19 protein-coding genes are annotated in these 23,397 nt (G+C 48.4%); 14 read left to right on the top strand and 5 right to left on the bottom strand.

Annotated features, from left to right (window positions below; all coding sequences use genetic code 11):
- The first annotated feature begins 449 nt into the window (after positions 1–449).
- The 6 genes from ltaS to D5S11_RS13345 all read left to right on the top strand — a co-directional run bounded on the left by ltaS (position 450) and on the right by D5S11_RS13345 (position 7,411).
- Positions 450–2,378, top strand: coding sequence for a lipoteichoic acid synthase (gene ltaS, locus D5S11_RS13320; RefSeq protein ID WP_003155677.1), 1,929 nt, complete (start codon positions 450–452; stop codon positions 2,376–2,378).
- Between the two features lie 214 nt (positions 2,379–2,592).
- Entirely contained in the window at positions 2,593–3,357 is a 765-nt protein-coding gene (locus D5S11_RS13325; RefSeq protein ID WP_108725115.1) for a glucose-1-phosphate cytidylyltransferase, read from the top strand.
- 6 nt (positions 3,358–3,363) lie between these two features.
- Entirely contained in the window at positions 3,364–4,332 is a 969-nt protein-coding gene (locus D5S11_RS13330) for a GDP-mannose 4,6-dehydratase (protein ID WP_020953934.1), read from the top strand.
- A gap of 24 nt (positions 4,333–4,356) precedes the next feature.
- Positions 4,357–5,268: a putative nucleotide-diphospho-sugar transferase gene (locus tag D5S11_RS13335; protein WP_007408949.1), complete on the top strand. Its 912-nt coding sequence runs from the start codon at positions 4,357–4,359 to the stop codon at positions 5,266–5,268.
- 28 nt (positions 5,269–5,296) lie between these two features.
- Positions 5,297–6,457 (top strand): glycosyltransferase, encoded by a 1,161-nt coding sequence (locus tag D5S11_RS13340; protein WP_020955479.1) that lies wholly within the window; start codon positions 5,297–5,299, stop codon positions 6,455–6,457.
- Positions 6,458–6,472: 15 nt separating this feature from the next.
- Positions 6,473–7,411: a putative nucleotide-diphospho-sugar transferase gene (locus tag D5S11_RS13345; RefSeq protein ID WP_032871781.1), complete on the top strand. Its 939-nt coding sequence runs from the start codon at positions 6,473–6,475 to the stop codon at positions 7,409–7,411.
- Positions 7,412–7,440: 29 nt separating this feature from the next.
- Here D5S11_RS13345 and D5S11_RS13350 read toward each other — a convergent pair whose 3' ends face one another.
- Both D5S11_RS13350 and bcaP read right to left on the bottom strand, forming a co-directional pair.
- A complete protein-coding gene (locus tag D5S11_RS13350) occupies positions 7,441–8,670 on the bottom strand; it encodes an MFS transporter (RefSeq protein ID WP_094032616.1) in 1,230 nt (409 codons plus the stop codon).
- Between the two features lie 117 nt (positions 8,671–8,787).
- Positions 8,788–10,173 (bottom strand): branched-chain amino acid transporter BcaP, encoded by a 1,386-nt coding sequence (gene bcaP / locus D5S11_RS13355; RefSeq protein ID WP_108725114.1) that lies wholly within the window; start codon positions 10,171–10,173, stop codon positions 8,788–8,790.
- Between the two features lie 245 nt (positions 10,174–10,418).
- Between bcaP and yfmT the strand changes: the two genes are divergently transcribed.
- From yfmT to D5S11_RS13370, 3 genes are all read left to right on the top strand, one after another.
- Positions 10,419–11,876, top strand: a complete 1,458-nt coding sequence (gene yfmT, locus D5S11_RS13360) for a benzaldehyde dehydrogenase (protein ID WP_007408954.1) — start codon at positions 10,419–10,421, stop codon at positions 11,874–11,876.
- 465 nt (positions 11,877–12,341) lie between these two features.
- Positions 12,342–12,746 carry a methyl-accepting chemotaxis protein gene (locus D5S11_RS20485; RefSeq protein ID WP_369878808.1) on the top strand — a complete coding sequence of 135 codons (405 nt, stop codon included), beginning with the start codon at positions 12,342–12,344 and terminating at the stop codon, positions 12,744–12,746.
- 129 nt (positions 12,747–12,875) lie between these two features.
- A complete protein-coding gene (locus tag D5S11_RS13370; protein ID WP_108725113.1) occupies positions 12,876–13,775 on the top strand; it encodes an SDR family oxidoreductase in 900 nt (299 codons plus the stop codon).
- A 46-nt stretch (positions 13,776–13,821) separates the two neighbouring features.
- Here D5S11_RS13370 and D5S11_RS13375 read toward each other — a convergent pair whose 3' ends face one another.
- A complete protein-coding gene (locus tag D5S11_RS13375; RefSeq protein ID WP_108725112.1) occupies positions 13,822–14,889 on the bottom strand; it encodes a glycosyltransferase in 1,068 nt (355 codons plus the stop codon).
- A gap of 158 nt (positions 14,890–15,047) precedes the next feature.
- Here D5S11_RS13375 and D5S11_RS13380 point away from each other — a divergent pair, with 158 nt between their 5' ends.
- From D5S11_RS13380 to D5S11_RS13390, 3 genes are all read left to right on the top strand, one after another.
- Positions 15,048–16,937 (top strand): ABC-F family ATP-binding cassette domain-containing protein, encoded by a 1,890-nt coding sequence (locus D5S11_RS13380; RefSeq protein ID WP_108725111.1) that lies wholly within the window; start codon positions 15,048–15,050, stop codon positions 16,935–16,937.
- Positions 16,938–17,128: 191 nt separating this feature from the next.
- Positions 17,129–17,551, top strand: coding sequence for a MerR family transcriptional regulator (locus tag D5S11_RS13385; RefSeq protein ID WP_003155658.1), 423 nt, complete (start codon positions 17,129–17,131; stop codon positions 17,549–17,551).
- A 63-nt stretch (positions 17,552–17,614) separates the two neighbouring features.
- The gene (locus tag D5S11_RS13390; protein ID WP_007408959.1) at positions 17,615–18,799 is read left to right on the top strand and encodes an MFS transporter; all 1,185 of its coding nucleotides are present in this window, start codon (positions 17,615–17,617) and stop codon (positions 18,797–18,799) included.
- Positions 18,800–18,842: 43 nt separating this feature from the next.
- Here the strand turns inward: D5S11_RS13390 and D5S11_RS13395 are convergent, their stop codons facing one another.
- Entirely contained in the window at positions 18,843–20,399 is a 1,557-nt protein-coding gene (locus D5S11_RS13395; protein WP_012117051.1) for an ABC-F family ATP-binding cassette domain-containing protein, read from the bottom strand.
- A 171-nt stretch (positions 20,400–20,570) separates the two neighbouring features.
- Between D5S11_RS13395 and D5S11_RS13400 the strand changes: the two genes are divergently transcribed.
- Together D5S11_RS13400 and D5S11_RS13405 are read left to right on the top strand one after the other, a co-directional pair.
- A complete protein-coding gene (locus tag D5S11_RS13400; protein ID WP_015239365.1) occupies positions 20,571–21,701 on the top strand; it encodes a DEAD/DEAH box helicase in 1,131 nt (376 codons plus the stop codon).
- A 72-nt stretch (positions 21,702–21,773) separates the two neighbouring features.
- Entirely contained in the window at positions 21,774–22,220 is a 447-nt protein-coding gene (locus tag D5S11_RS13405) for a GNAT family N-acetyltransferase (protein ID WP_108725110.1), read from the top strand.
- Positions 22,221–22,273: 53 nt separating this feature from the next.
- Here D5S11_RS13405 and D5S11_RS13410 read toward each other — a convergent pair whose 3' ends face one another.
- On the bottom strand, positions 22,274–23,293 hold the full coding sequence (locus D5S11_RS13410) for an NADP-dependent oxidoreductase (protein ID WP_108725109.1): 1,020 nt from the start codon (positions 23,291–23,293) through the stop codon (positions 22,274–22,276).
- Between the last annotated feature and the right edge of the window lie 104 nt (positions 23,294–23,397).

Below are 23,397 nucleotides of genomic sequence, written 5' to 3' on the forward strand. Positions count from 1 at the left end.
TATATCTTTAGGGTCTAAGCGATAATTTGACAGGTAAAGGACTGGATGACTCCAGTCCTTTTTTTACATCAGCAAAAAAAACCTTCAAGTTTTTCAGCCCCTTTGCATACAATAACTTCAGCCCGCCTGTTGGGCGGCTGTCTTTGATATTCATTTTTCGTTTTTAGAAGTTTGTGTTATTCTTATATTTGGTATCTCCTATTTTCAGACCGGGTCTGATACGGTACCTTTTAATGCCAGAAAAAAATGTGAAACGAAGAACGGATATCCTGCGTCTAATGGCTGGCGGGATAAGATGTTCAATGGGCATGACACGAATGATAAATATATCGTTTTTTTAAATGGTGTGTTTATGGGGCTGTGTGATGCTTTCGTTTTGCTCGGAAAGCAGGAATTGAAGCAAAAAGTAAGAATACAGATTTAAAGTGTTTAGGAAAGTAGAGGTTGCCATGAAGAAATTATTTTCTTACAGACTTAGTTTTTTTGTACTGGCTATTATTTTGTTTTGGGCCAAAACGTATTTAGCCTATCATGCTGAATTCAACCTTGGGGTGAAGGGTCCGACGCAGCAGTTTCTGCTTGTGATCAATCCGTTCTCAAGCGCCATTTTCTTTTTAGGACTGGCATTGTTTGCGAAAGGCCGCAAATCAGCGATTATCATGGTGATTATTGATTTCATCATGACGTTTATTTTGTATGCAAATATCCTATTCTATCGATTCTTCGATGATTTCTTGACATTCCCGAACTTAAAGCAATCCGGTAATGTGGGAAATATGGGAGACGGCATCTTCAGCATTATGTCCGGCCATGATATTTTATACTTTGTTGATATTATTATTTTAATCGCACTTCTGGTGTGGAGACGTGAGCTGAAGGAATTCAAGCTGAAAAAACGGTATACGTCATTAATTATCGTGACGGGTATTGTTTTGTTCTTCGTGAACCTGGCGATTGCCGAAGAGGACCGCCCGGAGCTGCTGACAAGAACGTTTGACCGCAATTACATTGTAAAATACTTAGGCCTTTATAATTACACGATTTATGACGGCGTACAGACGGCGCAGACGGAATCCCAGCGGGCATATGCCAGCAGCGATGACCTGACGAGCGTTGAAAACTACACATCGTCGCATTATGCGAAGCCGAACGCCGAGTATTTCGGCAAGGCCAAAGGCAAAAACATTATTAAGATTCACTTGGAAAGTTTCCAATCGTTTTTGATCAACTACAAACTTGACGGAAAAGAAGTCACGCCGTTCCTGAATAAACTCGCCCGCGGCGGAGAGGACATGACGTACTTTGATAACTTTTTCCACCAAACGGGCCAAGGTAAAACATCTGACGCCGAGCTGATGATGGATAACAGTCTGTTCGGACTGCCTGAAGGGTCAGCCTTCGTGACAAAAGGGGAAAACACGTATCAATCGCTTCCTGCCATCCTTGACCAAAGTGAGGGCTATACAAGCGCCGTTTTACACGGTGACTACAAATCATTCTGGAACCGTGACCAGATTTACAAACATATCGGCTACGATAAATTCTTTGACGCCAGCACATACGATATGTCTGATGACAACCTTGTCAATATGGGACTGAAGGATAAACCATTCTTCAAAGAATCCATTCCGAAGCTTCAATCGCTGAAACAGCCGTTCTACGCGCATTTGCTGACGCTGACGAACCATTATCCGTTTACGCTTGATGAAAAAGACGCAACGATCGAAAAAGCGAAAACGGGCGACGCGACTGTGGATGACTATTTCCAGACGGCGCGTTATCTCGACGAGGCGCTTGAACAGTTCTTTAAAGATCTGAAGTCATCCGGTTTATATGACAACTCGGTGATTATGCTTTACGGAGACCACTACGGAATCTCTGAAAACCATAACCGCGCGATGAAAGAAATTCTCGGCAAAGAAATTACGCCTTATCAAAACGCGCAGAATCAGCGTGTGCCGCTTATGCTTCGCATCCCCGGCAAAAAAGGCGGGGTGAACCATACGTACGGCGGTGAAATGGACGTTGTGCCGACGATCCTTCACTTGGAAGGCATCGATTCTAAGAAATATATTAATTTCGGCACCGATCTCTTCTCGAAAGACCATGATGATACGGTGACGTTCCGTAACGGAGATTACGTCACGCCGAAATATACTTCCATCTCCAATGTCGTATACGATACGAAGACAGGAAAAGAACTGAAAGGCAATCAGGAAACGAAAAACCTGAAAGCCAGAGTCACAGAGCAGCTGAAGCTGTCTGACAGCGTGATGTACAAAGACTTGCTCAGATTCCACAAATTGAGCGACTTTACGCCGGTTGATCCGTCTAAATATCATTACGGCAAAGAAAAGCTGAATCAGGATAATAAATAATAGAAAGAGCCTTACGGAATTTCCGTGAGGCTCTTTTTTTGTGTGTATCTTCACCAATCTGAAAAAAGAGAGAGCTTTTGGTCACAAAGGGCGCCAATCTCTCATATCTTACAGTAGATTTTGAAACCGGTGATAGAGAATCGGACAAATTATCGGGTTGTTTCTCTTATACGGGCGGTTTCGAATCCAATATTCACAGAGAAGAGGGGTAGAGATGAAAGCAGTCATTCTCTGCGGCGGAAAAGGAACGAGAATGAGCGAAATCACCAATGAACGTCCCAAACCGCTCGCCATGATAGGCGGCAAACCGATTCTATGGCATATTATGAAACTCTATCAATACTATGGCGTGAACGAATTTATCCTGCTTCTTGGTTTCAAAGGAGAGATGATTAAGGAATATTTCTTAGATTATGACTGGAAGAATCACAGCATGACGCTGGACAGCTCTACCGGAGAAGTACGGATATTGGGAAAATCCGAGCCGTGGAAAATCACTTTTTTAGACACGGGGGAACACACGCAGACAGCGGGGCGGCTTTTACAGGCAAAGGACATCATCGGTGATGAAACCTTTCTTATGACGTACGGGGACGGACTGGCCAACATCAACCTGTTTCATCTGATCAGCTATCATCAATCAAAAGGGGCAGCGGTGACCGTCACCGGTATAGAAAAGTCCTCGCAATTCGGAACGTTGACGGTTGAAGACGGCATGGCGAAAAGCTTTTCTGAAAAAACCTCGAGTGACGGCATCATCAACGGCGGATTTTTCGTACTCAGCCCGAAGGTATTTGAGTATCTGCCGAAAGACAGGGATGTCATGTTTGAAGAAGAACCGCTGAAAGAGCTGGCGAAAGACGGCGAATTGGCGGTATACCGGCATTACGGTTTCTGGACGGCGATCGATACGTATAAAAACCTGCTGGAAATCAACAAGATGTGGGACCGGGGACAACATGTATGGAAGGTATGGTGATCAAGTTTGAGTTTCTGGAAAAATAAAAATGTGTTTGTGACGGGATGTACAGGTCTTTTAGGAAGCTGCTTGGTGAAGGAACTGATCGATCAGGGGGCCAATGTGACGGGACTTGTCCGTGACACTGTACCCAAGTCGAACCTGTATCAGGGAGAACAAGTGAAGCAAATGAATATCGTGCAGGGCGCGCTTGAAGATCTGGATGTGATTGAGCGGGCGCTGGGCGAATATGAAATTGACACGGTCTTTCATTTAGCCGCTCAGGCGATCGTCGGCGTCGCAAACCGCAATCCGATTTCCACATTTGAAGCCAATATTCTTGGCACATGGAACATCCTTGAAGCGTGCCGCAGGCATCCGCTCATCAAGCGGGTGATCGTCGCGTCCAGTGATAAAGCGTACGGCGACCAGCCGACACTGCCGTACGATGAAAACATGCCTCTTCAAGGCAAACATCCGTATGACGTATCAAAAAGCTGTGCCGATTTGTTAAGCCACACATATTTTAATACGTACGGACTTCCGGTCTGTATTACGCGCTGCGGCAACTTGTACGGCGGCGGAGATTTGAACTTCAACCGGATTATTCCGCAGACGATTCAGCTCGTGCTGAACGGTGAAGCGCCGGAAATCCGCAGCGACGGCACATTTATCCGTGATTATTTTTACATCGAGGATGCGGTCGAGGCATACCTTTTGCTGGCGGAAAAGATGGAGGAGCTCAATCTTGCGGGAGAAGCGTTCAACTTCAGCAATGAGATTCAGCTGACGGTGCTGGAGCTTGTAGAAAAAATTCTTAAGGCCATGGACAGTGACCTCAAGCCGAAAGTGCTCAACCAGGGAAGCCATGAAATCAAGCACCAATATTTATCGGCGGAAAAGGCGAGGAAGCTTCTGAATTGGACACCCGCACATACCATTGATGAAGGATTGGAAAAAACGATCAAATGGTATAAAGCCTTTTTTCAAAAGTAACAGAAACAGAGGTGAGAGAAAGACGTGACAAGCGCATATTGCACAGTTTTATCAAAAGGAAGGCTGTATCAGGCTATCGCTTTGTTCGGCTCATTGAAAGCGGTTCAGGCGGACGCCCCCATTTTTACTTTGTGTATGGACCAAGACACCTATGACGTGCTTCAGGCAATGCGGCAGGATAATGTCACCTTGATTCAGGTGTCCGCACTGGAAAATGAGGAGCTCCTTGAACTGAAGCGGACGAGGGATCAGAGCGAATACTGCTGGACGGTGAAGCCGGTATTTCTCGAATTCGTGCTGGACGGACATCCGGAATTAGAGCGTGTCACGTACATTGATGCCGATTTGTTTTTCTTCGCTGATCCGCGCGCGATTTTTGACAATCAGCCGGATTGTTCGGTGCTTCTGTCACGGGGCGATATCGTCATTCCCTCATTTGGAAAACAGGAAATCGACATGCTGCAGCGTCTTTTAGGCCGGTATAATTCCGGTTTTCTCAGCTTCAAAACCGACAGTGCCGGCACAGATTGTCTCAGATGGTGGAAAGAACGCTGCCTGGAAGAATGCAAAAATGCGCCGGGCGAAGGAAAATTCGGAGATCAAGGCTACTTGGATTACATGTCCGGCCTGTTCCCGAATGTGTGTGACATCACCACGCCCGGCGTGAATATCGGCCATTGGAATTACGGCCGCCACACGTTTTCATGGAAGGACGGGCGTCTTGTGCTCGAAGACGGAAGTCCGCTGATTTTCTATCATTTCAGCGGATACCGGATCGTTACAGCCGGCGACATTCGGCAGATTCATGAGACGGACCGGACCGACCTGCCGTTTGTCCATCAGCTTTATCAGGACATTCTGAAGCGGGTGATCGGGACGGTCAGCGCCGTCTGCCCGGAGTTCAGCGGCTTTGCATCTGAGGATGATAACAAATAAATGATCATATACAGGAAGTGAACGAAAAGTGAAGGCAAGCGTCATTGTTCCCGCATATAATTCCAAGGAGCGGCTTTATAACAGCCTGCTGTCCCTGAATGAACAGGAATGCACAGAGCCGTTCGAAGTGATTGTGGCTGACAACGGTTCGGAAGACGGAACCTTATCCATGCTTGAATCATTCAGCGCGAATTTTCCGCTGATTTTTGTGAGAATTAAAGAAAACAGAGGGATCGCTTACGGACGGAATCAGGCGGTCCGCAATGCCAGAGGCGATATTTTGATCTTCCATGACAGCGACATGCTTGCCGAAAAGGATTTGGTGGCGAAGCATATCAAGGCTCATGAGAACCGGGACGATTTAGTCGTATGCGGTATGTTCTGGAAGCGGATTTACAGCTTTTATTATGACCGTTTTGAAAAAGAGCATAAAGAGAAACTCGCCGAACTGTATGAAGAGCTGCCGGGCGATAAAGAGCCGCTCCTTGATGAAAGTGACATCAGAGACGGAAGTTTTCTTGACCAATGCTTTGATTTAGATACCGACTTTATCCGTGTGCTGAAAAGCATTTTGGAAAAATACGGAGATGATTTGAAAGGCTACCGTCTGCCGTGGCGTTTTTTCATTACGAACAATTCGTCAGTCAAGAGACAGCACGTGGCAGATCTCGGGCTGTTTGATGAAGGCATTGTCAGATACGGCTTTGAAGATTATGATCTCGGCATCAGGCTTCATCAGTCGGGAATGAGATTTCAGCTGCGGCGCGATATCATGAGCGTCCATCAGGAGCATCCGAGCAACTGCGCTTCCGTTGATGATATCAGGGCGAATATCGCGTACATGTGCGACAAGTACAATGACATTCGTTCGCTTGACGTGCACCTCGCGTTTAACGGCCCGTTTGACGCGGAGTTAACCAACAGCATGATGGCAGACATCGAAGTGCTGCTTGATTATGAGAAATATGAAAGCCTGCTGCACATTTTTCTCGAGCTGCTGCACGCGGTTAAAGACCGCAACCTCGACCCGGACTGGAAGACGAAAAGCCCGCGGATCACGGCGAACAGCTTCAATCTGCCGGAGGTCGGAAAGCTTTTGGCAAAAGCGGAAAAAAAGCTGGGCGTCACGCACTTTGCAAGGGCGTTCAAAGCGCTGGCTGCTGATTTACTGCATGTGGATCTTAAATAAATTGGATGTGATATGGTGAGTAAATATCATTTTTCAACCATTGTTTCCAGAACGCATATCTTTAAACTGATGCCGATGATTCATTCTCTCCATGAGCATTGCCGGGATTTTCATCTGTATGTGCTGTGTGTCGACCAGAAAGCGTACGAACTGCTTCAGCAGGTGCCGTGGGAACATGTCACGGCGGTTCAGCTCCATGAAATGGAGGACCCGGAGCTGCTTGAAGCAAAGGGCGGACGGACGTTTCATGAATATTGCTGGACGCTGAAACCGGCATTTCTGTTCCATGTGATGACGGAGTATGATGGAGCCGAATATTTTGCCCACTTGGACACCGATCTCTTTTTCTTCTCAGATGCGGGCGAGTTGTTTGCGGAAAAGCCGGATGCTTCCCTTTTTCTGACGGATCACCGCAATTCAGAACGGTTTGCGTCTTATTACAAGCTGACGGGGCAGTACAACACCGGGTTTGTCGGCGCGCGGAATACCGGGGAAGCGTATCGGGCGGTCTGGCAGTGGAGACAGGATTGCATCTCCTATTGTACGGTGGAGATGAATGAAGAAAAAAAGACATACGGTGACCAAAGGTATGTTGAAAAGTGGCCCGCGCAGTTTGAAGACGTTCATGTCACGGAGTCGATCGGCGCGAATGCGGCGCTGTGGAATATTGAGCAATATGACGTCAGCCTGCGCGGCGGGGCTGTATATGTCAATGACACCCCGCTGATTTTTTATCATTTTTCAGGCTTTACGCTCGTCACGGAGAACGAATTCAATCTGTGCTGGTACTATCACATTGATGACGAGGCGACAGTCAATATGATTTACGTGCCGTACATCAAAAACGTAAAAAAATGGATTGATGAAATTCAAAAAGCGTTTCCTGATTTCAGAGACGGGTTTATTCCGAAGTATGCGGTTCCTGACACTCATTTTTATACGGTTGAAACATAAAATCCCTGCCTTTTCGGCAGGGATTGTTTTTATGAATGCCATTCTTTTAATGTTTTGTCGCTCGGCAGGACAAAGGCGAGCAGACCTAAAACGGGCAGAAAGGCGACGGCTGTCATGGTCGGCGTCAATCCCGCTGAATCAATAAGAGCTCCGAGCGCAACGGCTCCGATCGCGCCCATTCCGAAGGCGAGCCCGACCGTAAGCCCTGACATCGTTCCGATTTTGCCTGGAACAAGCTCCTGCGCGTAGACAACAGTCACGGAGAAGCTGGACATCAGAACAACACCGATCAGCGCCAGTACGCCATAGGCGATGACAGGCCCCGCAAACGGAAGGAAAATCGTCAAGGGAGCCGATGCTATCATCGAAACGAAGATGACGTTCCGCTTTCCGAAACGGTCTGCAAGCGGCCCGCCGAGAAACGTTCCGACAGCTCCGAAAAATAAAAAGACGAAGATGTAGCTCTGTGCCTGCTGAATGCTGACATGATAGGCATTCATCGCATAGAACGTATAAAAGTTGCCGATCGCGCTCACATACCAGGAGCGCGCGAAAATTAAGAAGATAATCATGATAAGGGCGAGAATAATCGGTTTTGTAATCACGGTCTGCACAGCGGAGGCCGGTGATTTTTTACTTACGGCGCGCAAATGAATAAGGCGGCCTTTATACCATTTGGCGATATAGATGAGAAACAGCACAGCGATTGCGGCGACAAGTGTAAACCAGACAGAGCCGAATTGACCGAGCGGAACGAGAATCAGCGCGGTAATCAAGGGCGCCATCGCCTGGCCGGTATTCCCTCCGACTTGGTAAATCGATTGCGCCAAGCCGCGCTTTTCGCCGGCGGCCATGTAGGCGACACGCGATCCTTCAGGATGAAAGACGGCGGAGCCAAGGCCGATAAAAAAGACACAGCATAAAATCGTCAGAAAAGACGGGGCGAACGCGAGACCTAAAATGCCGAGCATGCTTGCGGTGAGTCCGAGCGGCAAGGCATACGGCATCGGGCGTTTATCCGTATACCAGCCGATGACGGGCTGCATCACGGAAGACACCATATTCAGCGTAAAGGCGATAATTCCGAGCTGCGTAAATGTAAGATTCATGGAACGTTCCAAAATCGGAAACATCGCCGGAATCACCGCTTGCAGTGAATCGTTCAGCAGATGACAGATCCCGATAATGAACAAAATAGAATACATGGTTGTCTCGGGACGATGGACAGGTTTTTCTTTAAGCGGGGCGGCAATTGCCAAAGTGATTCTCCTCCTTTTTATGTAAACGAAGCATACACCATATTATTCATAAGGTGAATGAATTATCAAGTGCAAAAAAGGCTCTTCTTTCTCAAACAGAAAAAAGAGCCTCCCTTTTTATTTATTTAACAAGCTGTGTTTTCTCGAATACATCATATAAACGACGATCCCGGCGGCGATCCAGATGACAAAGGCGAGCCATGTCACGCCCGGCAGGCTGCTTGCGAGATACAGGCATAAGCATGCGCTGATGATCGGCACAAAAGGCACGAAAGGAACACGGAAGGAAGATTTGATCTCCGGATGTTTCTTTCTTAAAACGATGACGGCGATCGCAATGACCGTAAAGGCCGCCAAGGTTCCCATATTGACGAGATGCGCCAAGGTTCCCAGATCAATAAAACCTGCGATCCCGGCGGCAATGATCCCCGTCACCCATGTGTTTTGAAACGGTGTTTTAAAATGCGGGTGAACCTTGGAAAACATGCGGGGCAAAAGGCCGTCTCTGCTCATCGCAAATGTAAGGCGCACCTGAGCGTAAAGCAGAGCGAGCATGACCGTTGTAATCCCGATAATCGCGCCGACGGAAATAATGCCTGCTATTTTGTTCTGGCCGACAAATTGGAGCGCGAAAGATACCGGATCTCCGACATTCAGCTTGGTGTACGAAAGCATTCCCGTCAGGACGAGCGATACCGTAATGTAAAGGACGGTGCAGATGGCAAGCGCGCCGATGATTCCGACCGGCATTGATTTCTGCGGGTTTTTCACTTCTTCCGACGCGTTTGACACGGCATCAAATCCGAGATACGCGAAGAAAACGGTCGCGGCGCTCGTGATGACGCCTTTCATTCCGAACGGCATAAACGGCGACCAGTTTTCCGGTTTCACGTAGCCGAAACCGACGATGATAAACAGCAGAATGATCGCAATTTTCATCAATACAATGACATTGTTAAAGCGGGTACTTTCTTTCACGCCCCTTGAAACAATCGCGGTAATGACCAAAATAATGATAACGGCCGGCAGGTTGAACACGGCACCCGTTTTGCTGCCGGGTGCGGCGGTCAGCGCCTCCGGAAGATGCAGCCCGAAGCCTGCAAGAAGCGACTGGAAATAGGATGACCAGCCGGTTGCGACGGCGGCGAGCGCGATGACATATTCAAGCATTAAGTCCCATCCGATTAAAAACGCGAGACACTCCCCGAGAGTAACATATGAATACGTATATACGCTGCCTGAAATCGGAATGGATGAAGAAAATTCCGCATAACAAAACGCGGCGAGCGCGCAGGCAAGGCCCGCGAGCACAAACGACAGAATCAAAGCCGGTCCTGCGCCTGTCGCGGCCACAGTCCCGGTAATCACAAAAATCCCCGTGCCGACAACACAGCCGATTCCGAGCAAAACCAAGTCAAAAGCGCTTAACGAGCGGGACAGGCTGGTCTGTTTGCTCTGGGCCTTTAAGTCGGCCAGCGGCTTTTTCCGAAATAGTAAAGACATATGGGTCCTCCTGAAAATTCATAATATTCTTATCATTATATACACTGACGTTTGTATTATATTGTCGAAATTTCTCGCAGTCAATTAAAGAATTTTCCACTTTAAAAGGACAAAGCTAAAAAGCGTCGATGCACGGAAGGAACGGGAATTTTATTGTGAAATAGTTCAATTTTCTCACCTTAAGACCGATACAAAAGATGACTCATCAACTAATTTCAAGTTTCGGTGAAAGGGAGATGTTTTACATGTTTCAATATGAAGAACTAAATAAGCAGTTTATCGGCGGCCGATGGAGGGATGGGAGCAGCCGGAACGTATTGGAAAACAGAAATCCTTATACTCAAAAAGTCATCACCTCATTCCAAAAAGCGACGTCTGATGACGTGGATGCGGCATATCGCGCCGCGGCTCTTGCGAAACAAGAATGGGACAAAGTAAACCCTTTTAAAAAGCGGGCCATTTTGGAAAAAGCCGTTTCTTTCATTGAAGAGCACGAAGAAGCGATTATTTACTTAATCATGGAGGAGCTTGGCGGAACACGGCTGAAGGCTGAGTTTGAAATCGGACTTGTCAAAAATATGATAAAAGAAGCCGCAACATTTCCGGTGCGGATGGAAGGGAAAATTCTCCCGTCCACGATTGACGGAAAAGAAAACAGGCTGTACAGAATACCCGCCGGAGTCGTGGGGGTGATCAGCCCGTTTAATTTCCCGTTTTTCCTTTCGATGAAATCTGTTGCGCCGGCACTCGGCGCGGGGAACGGCGTCGTGCTGAAGCCTCATGAAGAAACACCGATCTGCGGCGGAACGCTTATCGCGAAAATTTTTGAAGCGGCCGGCGTACCGGACGGGCTGCTGAATGTTATCGTGACGGATATCGGGGAGATCGGCGACAGCTTTGTTGAGCATCCCGTCCCGCGGATAATCTCATTTACAGGCTCAACCGGAGTGGGCAGCTATATCGGACAGCTTGCGGTCAAACACTTTAAAAAACCGCTGTTGGAGCTTGGCGGAAACAGCGCGCTGATCGTGCTTGAGGATGCTGATCTTGAATACGCCGTCAATGCGGCCGTATTCAGCCGGTTTACGCATCAAGGCCAGATCTGTATGTCGGCGAACCGCGTGCTCGTTCACACATCTGTATATGACAAATTTACAGAGCTTTACGAAGCGAAAGTGTCATCGCTGAAAGTCGGCGATCCGATGGACCCTGATACGGTTATCGGCCCTTTAATCAATGAGAGACAGGCGGAAGGTTTGAGACGGTCTGTCGAAAAAGCGATAGAAGAGGGAGCGGTTCCGGTGCTGTCCGGCCGATTCAGCGGAACGGTCGCTGAGCCCGTCATTTTAAAAGATGTGAAACCTGAGATGAGCATTGCGAAGGAGGAGCTGTTCGGACCGGCCGTCTGCATCATGCCATTTGAAACGGAGGATGAAGCGGTAAGCATCGCAAACGCGACACCGTTCGGTTTAAGCGGAGCCGTGCATACGGCAAACGTTGAGCGCGGCGTTGAGTTTGCTAAGCGGATCGAAACCGGCATGATTCACGTCAACGATACGACCATTAATGATGAACCGAACGTCGCGTTCGGCGGCGAGAAGCAATCAGGTCTCGGCAGGCTGAACGGTGAATGGAGCCTTGAAGAATTCACCACGCTGAAATGGATTTCGGTTCAGCATGAAAAACGGCAATTCCCATATTAAGAAGGAGTGAAAGAAATGAGTATACAGACGGAGCAGCAAACGCACAGCCTGCTTGACGCATTTGTCAAAGTTGCGCCTTTTTTAAACAGCCTGATCCAAGATGACATCACCATCGGAATTTATGATACAGAAAAATTAATCGTGAATATTCCGGCTAAAACGTTTTCTCTTAATGTAAAGCCGGGAGACCCGCTGCAAAAAGGGGACATCATTACAGACGCGATCCGCATGAATCAGAAGAAGACAAGCATGGTGCCGAAAGAGCTGTTCGGATTTCCGCTGATCGCCAGAGCGATTCCGCTTCACGATGAAAACGGAAAAGTCATCGGCGGCGTCGGTCTCGGCACGAGCCTTGAAAAATCAGCCAAGCTTCATGATGTCGCTGAAAGCCTGTCCGCCGTCGTGGAACAGACCGCTTCGGCCATCGCGGATATCTCAGAATCCATCAGCGGTTTCTCAGCACAGATGACCGGAATTTCCGCTCAGGCGAAACAAGTCAGTGAAAGCGCGGGAGAAATCGCCGACATTTCCGTCACTGTCAAGGGCATCTCGGATCAAAGCAATCTGCTCGGTTTGAATGCGGCCATTGAAGCCGCGAGAGCAGGAGAATCCGGCAAGGGCTTTTCCGTGGTGGCGGATGAGATCCGCAAGCTTGCCACTCATTCAAAAGACAACGTCGGCCAAATTGACCAGATTACGAAAAAAATCCACAGCCTGCTGAAAGGGCTGGAGGACTCTATTGAATCCATCAACCAGAACACAAACGGCCAAGCGGCGGCGGTTGAACAAATTTCTGCCACGATGCAGGAAATTTCGGGAAGCGCCCAGCATTTAGCGAAAATGGCTGAAAACGTACTCGGAGAGTCATAAAAAAAGGGAGCTTACGGGCTCCTTTTTTGTTTTTCCTTTATCAATCGGAAACTGCACTTACACGTTTGATCCGTCATGCTAAAGGGGTACACATACGAATACATCACCCATGATAAAGGAGAGTCTTGTATGTCTGATGCAAATCTGCACAACCCGCTGACGAAATATGATCATGATGAATTTCCAAAACAATATCAAGAACCGCCCGGTTTGCAAAAAGAGATGAAGCCTGTGCCGGACTGCGGTGAAACGAGCTATAAAGGAGCCGGCAAGCTGAAGGGAAGAAAAGCCCTCGTCACCGGCGGCGATTCAGGTATCGGCCGGGCCGCCGCGATTGCTTATGCCCGGGAAGGGGCGGATGTGGCCATTAACTATCTGCCTGAGGAACAGCCGGATGCCGAAGAAGTGAAAGCGTTAATTGAAAAAGAGGGAAGAAAAGCCGTTCTGCTGCCGGGAGATTTAAGCGATGAAGCGATTTGCGGAGAATTGGCGGAAAAAGCGTATCAAGAGCTTGGCGGTCTTGACACGCTCGCTCTTGTCGCCGGCAATCAGCAGGCAGTGGATGATATCAGCGATCTTGCCACAGAACAAATCTATCAAACATTTGAAGTCAACGTATTCTCGCTGTATTGGCTCGTCAAAGCCGCGCTTCCGTATCTGCCGGAAGGCGCGTCTATTATCACGACAACGTCCGTAGAAGGGTATAATCCAAGCCCGATGCTGTTGGATTATGCCGCGACGAAACATGCCATTATCGGTTTTACCGTCGGCTTAGGAAAACAGCTGGCAAATAAAGGAATCAGAGTCAACTCGGTAGCGCCGGGGCCGATCTGGACGCCTCTGCAGATTTCGGGAGGACAGCCCGGTGAAAACATTCCGAAATTCGGCAAGGAAACACCTGCCGTTCCATTAAACCGCGCCGGACAGCCGGCGGAGCTAGCAGGGATTTATGTCTTTTTGGCCTCAGAAGAATCGAGCTATGTGACATCCCAAATTTACAGTGTAAGCGGAGGAATTCCGACAGCGTAATCAATAAGGAGCTGCCCTTCATACGGGGCAGCTCTTTTTTTCGATGTTATGTGCCGAGCACGTTTTGATTATACAGGACACTCGGATGTGACGGATGATAGGAGGCGGCTTTGTCGTTATGAATCTTCGCTTTTTCTCTGTCGCCGAGCTGCCAGTGGCAGACGCAGAGCTGCAGATGGGGATACCAGGTGGAATATTCGAGCTGGGTAAAGCCTGCATCACTGCTTTTGGCGGATAGGGCGAGCTCATACCAAAACACACTCTGCCGGTATTGCCGTTTCTCCGCAAAATAGTCGCCGAGCCTGCAGCAGAACTCCGGCCGCGGACAATCGATCAGAAATGATTTTAAGAGAGACGTCATGGCGGCCTCTTCATGGCCGACCGCCCTGTAGCAATCGGATAGATATTGGCACGTTCTGATCTCGTCTTCGATCCAGCACTGTTTTGTGGAAAGAAAATGGTGATAATACGTGATGGCGCGCTGATACTGGCCGTGATCCTTTAATTCATTCGCGAAGTAAAACAAATCGCGCGGTGTCATCGTTTCACTGTTTTCCGCCATTTTCTCATAAATCTTCAAGTTGCGGTCTGAGGGAGGCGAGTGCTTTTTCTCGGATTTCCGGTGTGTGACGGCAATATCGGTTTCTATGATGTTTCCGTATACTTCAAGATACTCATGCACGGCTCCGATCCAGCGGAACCCTTTTTCACGCTTGACGAGTCGGTTGCGGCGGTATCTGAAGCTGACCTCTCCCCGATCATCAAAGCCGACGTGATAATACATGGATACCGCGTCCACCTCTTTTGAAAGCGACGCCTTCAGTTCAATCAGCTTTTCACGGTCCTTTTCCGTCAATATATCGTCGGCGTCCAGCCACAGAATATAATCCATTTCCGCTTTCGAAAACACAAAGTTACGGGCGGCCGCAAAGTGATCGATCCATTCAAAATCATAAATCTTATCCGTATAACGGGCCGCGATTTCTTTCGTCCGGTCGGTCGAGCCCGTATCAGCAATCACAATTTCATCCGCAATGTCTTTGACGGAATCAAGACAGCCCGCAAGCACTTCCTCTTCATTTTTCACGATAACGCACAAACTGACGCTGATCATGTCATCACCTCTTCACCTCCAGTGTATAAAAGGAGAGGCGGAAACATTCTTCGGACAAAATGATCTCTTCCAAGAAATTTGTCTGTCCTTTTACTAGTTTTATTCCAGCGCCTGATTTAAAATGAACACATGAACTTACGTGAGGATTGATAGGGACCATGAGCATCATAAAAGCGGAAAACCTTTATAAAACATACGGAGATAAGACATTATTCGACCATATCTCCTTTCATATTGAAGAGAATGAAAGAATCGGTTTAATCGGCCCGAACGGAACGGGGAAGTCTACGCTTCTGAAAACCATTGCCGGCCTTGAATCAACGGAGGAAGGCGAGATTACGGCCTCAGGAAACGTGCATATTGAGTTTTTGCATCAGGACCCTGATCTTCCGGCCGGACAAACCGTTCTTGAACATATTTATTCCGGCGGATCAGCCGTCATGAGAACGATGAGAGAATACGAAAAAGCGCTTCAGGCGCTGAATGAAGAACCGGAAAATGACCAGCGCCAGAAACAGCTGCTTGATGCGCAGGCCCGAATGGACGCGAATGATGCGTGGGAGGCGAATACGTTAGCCAAAACGGTTTTAACCAAACTTGGCGTCACCGATCTGATGAAGGATGTCAGCGAGCTGTCCGGCGGCCAGAGAAAGCGCGTCGCGATTGCGAAAAACGTCATCCAGCCGGCTGACCTGCTCATTTTGGATGAACCGACAAACCACTTGGACAATGAAACGATTGAATGGCTGGAAGGCTACTTATCGCAATATCCGGGCGCCGTTATGCTTGTCACGCACGACAGATATTTTCTGAACAGGGTGACGAACAGAATTTACGAGCTTGAGAGAGGCAGCCTTTATACGTATAAAGGAAACTATGAAGTATTCCTGGAAAAACGGGCCGAACGGGAAGCGCTGGCGGAGCAGAAAGAAACAAAACGTCAAAACCTCCTGCGCCGCGAATTGGCGTGGCTCAGAAGAGGGGCGAAAGCGCGCTCGACGAAACAAAAAGCGAGAGTGGACAGAGCGGAGGCGCTCAAAGAGCAAAAAGGGCCGGCAGTCTCCGGATCACTCGATTTCGCGATCGGCTCCCACCGTCTCGGAAAACAGGTGATCGAAGCCGATAACGTCGCCATTACCTATAACGGCCAAGCGCTGATCAGTCAGTTTAATGAGCTTGTCATCCCGGGGGAACGAATCGGCATCATCGGGCCGAACGGAATCGGGAAAACGACACTTTTAAACAGCCTCGCCGGCAGAATTCAGCCTGACAGCGGCAATATCACCATCGGGCAGACGGTCCGGATCGGCTACTACACCCAGGACCACAGCGAAATGAACGGTGATATGAAAGTCATTGAATATATAAAAGAGACGGCTGAAATCGTCAAAACGGCGGAAGGCGATGTCATCACCGCGGAACAAATGCTTGAGCGTTTTCTGTTCCCTCGTCCGATGCAGCAGACATATATCAGAAAGCTGTCGGGCGGGGAAAAGCGCCGTCTGTACTTGCTGAATGTACTGATGCAGGAACCGAATGTGCTGTTTTTAGATGAGCCGACCAATGATCTGGACACGGAAACATTAAGCGTGCTCGAAGATTATATCGAACAGTTCCCGGGCGTCGTCATCACCGTATCCCATGACCGCTATTTCCTTGACCGCGTCATTGACCGCCTGATCGTATTTGAAGGACAAGGCGTCATTTCCCGTTTCCAAGGTTCGTACAGTGAATACATGGAACACGCAAAAGCGAAGAAGACGGCGGTAAAACAGCCGGCCGAAGAGAAAAAGGCGGAAGAAGAGCCGAAGAAAAAGCGCAAAAAGCTTTCATATAAGGATCAGATTGAATGGGACGGCATCGAAGACAAAATCGCCGGCCTTGAAGAAAAGCATCAGCGTCTGGAAGCGGAAATCGCTGAAGCGGGAAGTGATTTCGGAAAGATTCAAGAACTGATGGCCGAACAGGCAAAAACGGCTGAAGAGCTTGAAGCGGCGATGGAGCGCTGGACCGAATTGTCACTGATGATTGAAGAACTTGAGAATTAAGAAAAGCCGGTACGGCCCCCGAGAAAGATGGCGGGTCATACCGGCTTTTTTTATCTTACACAGATGTCTCCCGGCGCTTTAAAGACAAACGTTTTGTCCAAACCAAGTTTATCAGGCATAAAAAGTTAACGTTTACGTTAAGGTTCAAATGGTGTATAATAGAAACAGATACGACAAGAGGGGGATTCACCTTGGAATGGATGAAGATTGATCAAGTTGCCAAGCGAAGCGGATTGACAAAACGAACCATTCGTTTTTACGAGGAGATTGGTTTGATTCCTGCTCCTAAACGGACAGAAGGCGGCGTCCGGCTTTACTCTGAAGATGATATGGAGGAGCTCGAAAAAGTCACCAGCACAAAAGAAGTGCTCGGTTTTTCCCTTCAGGAGCTTCAGCAGTTTATGGAGATGAGCCGTCAGCTGGAATTAAACAAAGAGGGGTACTTGTTGTCACTGGATCCGAAGGAACGGAAAGAAAAGCTGGAAGAGATTCAGCACGCTTTGAACCACCAGCTTGAGATGATTGATGAGAAGATCAGCACATTTCAGCATTTTAAAACGCGCCTTAACGGAATGAAAGAAAAAGCTGACCGCGCCATTCAATCAATCGAATGATTTTGCTGTAAACGCTATGGATATAGCGTTTCTTTTAATGGATGAAACAGGAGGTCTGGTCAAATGGATACATCATCACAACAGAAAACAGGCTTATTCAGCCAGCCGAAAGCCGTTTGGGCGGTTGCGTTTGCCTGTGTTATTTCCTTTATGGGAATCGGTCTTGTCGATCCGATTCTTCCGGCGATCGCCGCACAATTACATGCTTCACCTAGTGAAGTATCTCTGTTATTTACAAGTTATTTGCTCGTTACCGGTTTTATGATGTTTTTCTCCGGCGCGATTTCAAGCCGGATCGGCGCAAAATGGACGCTGCTTCTCGGACTTATTTTTATCATCGTGTTTGCCGCCCTCGGCGGAAGCTCAAGTTCAATCGCTCAGCTTGTCGGCTATCGCGGCGGCTGGGGGCTTGGGAATGCTCTCTTTATTTCAACCGCGCTTGCCGTCATTGTCGGGGTATCAGTCGGCGGCAGCGCCAAAGCCATTATTCTGTATGAGGCTGCGCTCGGCTTGGGGATTTCCGTCGGGCCGCTTGCCGGCGGAGAGCTTGGCAGCATCTCATGGCGCGCTCCGTTCTTCGGAGTATCTGTCCTTATGTTCATAGCGCTTTGCGCGATTTCACTCATGCTGCCGAAGCTGCCGAAACCGGCGAAACGCGTCGGTGTGTTTGATGCGATGAAGGCGCTCAAATATAAAGGCCTTTTGACAATGGCAGTATCTGCATTCTTATACAACTTTGGATTTTTTATTTTGCTTGCTTATTCTCCGTTCGTGCTGGATTTAGATGAACACGGCCTTGGATATGTCTTCTTCGGCTGGGGGTTATTGCTGGCAATTACGTCAGTCTTTACGGCGCCGCTCGTGCACAAAGCGCTGGGAACAGTGGGTTCGCTCGTCGTTCTCTTTATCGCCTTTGCGGTCATTCTCATCGTCATGGGGATCTGGACTGACCATCAGACGTTGATCATTACATGTATCGTTGTCGCCGGTGCTGTTCTCGGTATGGTGAATACGATCATGACAACCGCTGTGATGGGTTCTGCGCCGGTTGAACGTTCAATCGCGTCTTCAGCCTACAGCTCAGTCCGTTTTATCGGCGGTGCGCTCGCTCCGTGGATTGCGGGAATGCTGTCAGAACACTTCACCGCAAGCACTCCATATACAGTAGGCGGGATCGTCGTTTTTGTCGGCATGCTTGTCCTTCTCATGGGACGCAAACATCTCGCCGGAATAAAAGCCGGACATTAAGAAAAAAAGGAACTTCCGCACAGGCGGGAGTTCCTTTTTGTGTTTACAGCACTTTCGTCGTCCAAGATTCACAATTCCATGTTTCCGTCGCGATATCCATGTAGAACTCGGGTTCGTGGGAAATCAGCAGAATGGAGCCTTTGTATTCTTTCAGCGCGCGTTTCAGCTCTTCTTTCGCATCGACATCCAGGTGGTTTGTCGGTTCGTCAAGCACGAGCAGGTTTGTTTCTGAATTGATCAGCTTGCACAGTCTGACCTTCGCTTTTTCTCCTCCGCTGAGAACGGAGACGCGGCTTTCAATGTGTTTGGTCGTCAGGCCGCATTTGGCGAGGGCGGCGCGGATTTCATACTGGGTAAAGGAAGGAAATTCGCTCCACACTTCTTCGATGCACGTATTGTTATTGGTTTCTTTCACTTCCTGCTCGAAATAGCCCGTGTATTGATGCTCGCCCCGTTCCACCGTGCCTTCCAGCGGCTGGATTTCACCGAGCAGGCTCTTTAACAGCGTCGTCTTCCCGATGCCGTTTGCGCCGTACAGGGCGACTTTCTGTCCGCGCTCCATTCTGAGATTGAGCGGGCGTGACAGCGGAGTATCGTAGCCGATGACTAAGTCCTTCGTTTCAAAAATGAGCTTGCCTGACGTTCTCGCAGGCTTGAAATGGAATTCCGGCTTCGGTTTTTCGGCCGCCAGTTCGATCATATCCATCTTATCAAGCTTTTTCTGGCGGGACATCGCCATATTTCTCGTGCTGACCCGCGCTTTGTTGCGGGCGACGAAATCTTTTAGCTCAGCCACTTCCTGCTGCTGTTTTTTATAGGCGGCTTCGAGCTGCTGCTTTTTCACTTCGTAGACTTCCATAAACTGATGGTAGTCGCCGACATAACGAGTCAGCTCCTGATTTTCCACATGATAAATCAAATTGATCACGCTGTTTAAAAACGGAATGTCGTGAGAAATTAAGATGAACGCATTTTCATATTCCTGCAAATAGCGTTTCAGCCATTCAATATGCTGCTCATCAAGGTAGTTGGTCGGTTCGTCCAACAGAAGAATTTCCGGTTTTTCTAAAAGCAGTTTGGCGAGCAGCACTTTCGTCCGCTGTCCGCCGCTTAAATCAGTGACGTCGCGGTCAAGTCCGACATCCTGCAGGCCGAGGCCGCGGGCGATTTCTTCAACTTTGCTGTCAATCACGTAGAAGTCATTGTTTGTCAGGGCGTCTTGAATGACACCGACATCTTCAAGCAGCTGCTCAAGCTCATCAGGGTCCGCTTCGCCCATTTTGTTGTAAATCTCATTCATTTCCTCTTCCATCGCAAATAAGTAATGGAACGCATCTTTCAGCACGTCGCGGATCGTTTTTCCTTTTTCAAGCACGGTATGCTGATCGAGGTAGCCGACGCGCACGTTTTTCGCCCATTCAACTTTACCCTCATCAGGCTCAAGCTTTCCGGTAATAATATTCATAAACGTTGATTTACCTTCGCCGTTTGCTCCGATTAAGCCGACGTGCTCCCCTTTTAAAAGACGGAACGATACATTGTTAAAAAGCGCACGGTCACCAAAGCCGTGGCTTAAATCTTTTACGGATAAAATACTCATCATTACACCTCTATCGTTATCAGACACGCATTTTTTATCTTGTGTCTTTCTCATTTATGATTATAAAGGAGGAGACCGTTTGTTAAAAGGCTTGGAAGGAAAAAGAAAATTGCGTTTGGCGCTTGCATTTGAGATACTATGGAGTAGATTTTAAGAATTGAGGAGAACGACATGACCCAAACATGGCCATTTTTACAGCATACACAACCATTTATCGCCGAAAACTGGGAGGCGTCAGGTTTTCAGGAGCCGACCGTTATTCAGGAAAAAGCCGCTCAGGTGATTATGGAAGGGAAAGACGTCATTGCCGAATCCCCGACGGGAACGGGAAAAACATTGGCGTACACGCTTCCGGTTCTGGAGCGGATCAACCCGGAACAGAAACATCCGCAAGTGATCATTTTAGCACCGTCCCGCGAACTTGTGATGCAGATTTTTCAAGTGATTCAGGAGTGGATAAAAGGCTCTGATCTTCGCGCTTTGTCTTTGATCGGCGGAGCAAACGTGAAAAAGCAGGTGGAAAAGCTCAAAAATAAACCGCATATCATTGCGGGCACACCGGGCAGGGTGCTCGAATTGATTCAGGCGAAAAAGCTGAAAATGCATGAAGTCAAGACGATCGTTCTTGATGAAGCGGATCAGCTCGTGACACAGGAACACCGCGAAACGATGAAAAAAATCATTAAAACGACGCTGAAAGACCGACAGCTTTTAAGCTTTTCCGCTACGCTGCAGCCGGAAACAGAACAGGTGCTGAATACCATCGCACACGAACCGGCCGTTTTGAAAGTGGAGCGGAATACGGCGGAAAAAGCGCGCGTCACGCATCAATATCTCGTCTGCGATCAGCGGGATAAAGTGAAGCTATTGCAAAAGCTGTCACGGCTGAACGGCATGCAGGCGCTCGTGTTCGTCAGAGATATCGGAAATTTAAGCGTCTATGCGGAAAAACTCGCCTATCACCATGTGGATCTCGGCATCCTGCACGGAGAAGCGAAAAAAATGGAGCGGGCAAAGATATTATCAGCGTTTGAACGGGGAGAATTTCCGCTGCTTCTGGCGACTGACATTGCGGCGCGCGGACTCGATATCGATGATCTTCCGTACGTCATTCACGCGGACATCCCGAATGAAGACGGGTACATTCACAGATCAGGCCGGACGGGGCGGGCCGGTAAAGAAGGAACCGTACTCAGCCTTGTCACGCCGATGGAAGAATCCAAATTGAAAAAAATGGCCAAATCACTCGGAATTGAGCTGAAAGAGGCCGTTTATTCAGGCGGAAAATTATCTGAGAAATAAGAAACGGAGGGCGGGAAGCCCTTCGTTTTTTTGTTGTAAAATAATAGAAAAGGTTCAGGCGGGGGCGGGAAGATGGTGTCAATAGACAGATTTCAAATATTGAAGGTACGTGAGCTGAAAATACTTGAACACTGGTTTAAAAACGATAACATCAGACGGAGAATGGATGCGATGCTGCCATTAGACGCGTGGTATGCACGATTGAGTAAAGATGAAGACGATACTGTCCTTATGGCATATAACGGGCAGCTTCCGGGAGGCATGGTCTCTATAGAGTTTGTGGAGGAGCGGGCGTATATCGGATTGATCGTCAATCCTTTGTACCAGCTTCAAGGGTACGGAAAACAGATCTTGCAAAAACTGCTGACTGACCCTGGGTTTACCAGCGTGCGGGAATGGGCGGCAAGCATCGAAAAAGACAATCAAATCAGTTTAGCCTGCTTTCAAGCAGCAGGATTCACTTTGGAAGATACGGAGCCTGATGAAGACGGCTTTCTTACTTTGATTCTTCGCGGCTGATCCGAAAAAAAAAGAAAAGGAGGGGACAAAGCCCTCCTTTTTTCATCATCATGTTAACTTAGATCACTGACTTTGATGATCTGTTTGCCTTTGTTTTCTCCTTTAAACAGACCGAGGAATGCGTCAGGAATATTGCTGAATCCTTCCGTAATCGTTTCTTCATAATGAAGCTTTCCATCCTTAAGCCATTCGGCCAATTGTTTCGCACCTTCGGAAAAGCGATCAGCATAATCACTGACGATGAATCCCTGCATCAGCGCTTTTGTTTTGATCAGCTTCGGCTGGACGCGGGGGCCCATGTCTTCTTCTTCACTTTCGGTATTGTACGATGAGATCGCTCCGCATACCGGAATGCGGGCGAATTCATTCAGCAGGTTTATCACCGCATCTGAAATCGGTCCGCCGACATTGTCAAAATAGACATCGACGCCGTCAGGACATGCCTGTTCCAGCGCTTTTTGAATATCATCCGCCGTTTTGTAATTAATGGCTTCATCAAATTGAAGCTCCTCTTTCAAATACGCAATTTTTTCATCAGATCCGGCGATGCCGACAATCCGCGCGCCTTTGATTTTGGCAATCTGTCCGACTGTTGAGCCGACGGCGCCCGCCGCGCCTGAAACGACGACGGTTTCGCCTTTTTTCGGACGGCCGATATCGAGCAGCCCGAAGTAAGCGGTCAGTCCGGTCATCCCTAAAATGCCGAGATACGCCTGGGCGGGTGCGATATCCGTATCCAACTTGCGGAGGGCGGACTCATTGACGGCTGAATATTCCTGCCACGCGAGATTTCCGATCACAACATCTCCTTTTTTCAGCTTATCGCCGTCTGTCAGAACCTCGGCAATCACTCCGCCTGTTATGGCTTCATCTAAAGCGAACGGCTCTACATATGATTTTGTATCCTGCATCCGTCCGCGCATGTACGGATCAACGGACACATAACTCGTTTTCACAAGCACTTCGCCGTCTTTCGGTTCGGGCACGGCAATCGTTTCAAAGCGGAAATCGTCATGGGCGGGAACGCCTTTGGGGCGTCTTGCCAATTGAATTTGCTGCTGATGATTCGGCATACTGAATCCTCCTTCAAGATAAGTGGTTGTTCCAAATGTAACACGAACCATTTCCCAATTACAAAATCAAACCGTCAGCGGCCATAAAAAAAGAAGGACCAGGG

Source organism: Bacillus sp. L75 (assembly GCF_003676355.1).
GTDB classification, from domain to species: Bacteria; Bacillota; Bacilli; order Bacillales; family Bacillaceae; genus Bacillus; species Bacillus velezensis.